Source organism: Soonwooa sp. T0.1_25 (genome assembly GCF_057652215.1).
In genome coordinates this window covers 1-487 of sequence record NZ_JBYFBZ010000064.1, presented here as the reverse complement: position 1 = coordinate 487, position 487 = coordinate 1, and the positions used below count along the sequence as shown (strand labels likewise).

The 487-nt window shown below is 34.3% G+C and carries 1 protein-coding gene; it reads left to right on the top strand.

All coding sequences use genetic code 11. From position 1 onward, the window contains the following. Positions 1-50 precede the first annotated feature (50 nt). Positions 51-487: transposase (locus tag AC23MB_RS14365; protein WP_487787655.1), on the top strand; the 437-nt coding region annotated here is incomplete at its 3' end.

The window sequence follows — 487 nt, the reverse complement described above, 5'->3', positions numbered from 1 at the left end:
TAGTGCAACAAATGTTAAAATAATTAACACAATTTTATACGTTTGTCAGCATGAAAAAATACAAGAGATTATCCCTAGTTGAAAGAGTAAAAATTCAGGAGTTTCGTGAGCTTAAATATTCGCCCTCTAAAATTGCTGAAAAACTTGGAAGAAGTAAATCTACCATTACTCGAGAACTCAAGAGAAACAGGTATGCACACAATGATTATTACGCAGATGTGGCTGATCATAATGCTATACTAAGAGCATCGGATAGAAAATGGTGGAAGGATAAAATCAACACTAATAAAGAACTTCGAGATTTTGTACATGAAAAGTTGGGATTGCGTTGGTCACCCGACCAAATATCAGTTACTTTGAAACGACTTTACCCAAACAATAAAAGCATGAACGTATCTCACGAGACCATTTATTTATACATCTATCTTCACTCGAAAAACGGATTGAAAAAGGAGCTTATTTCTCAGCTTAGACAAGAACGTAAAAG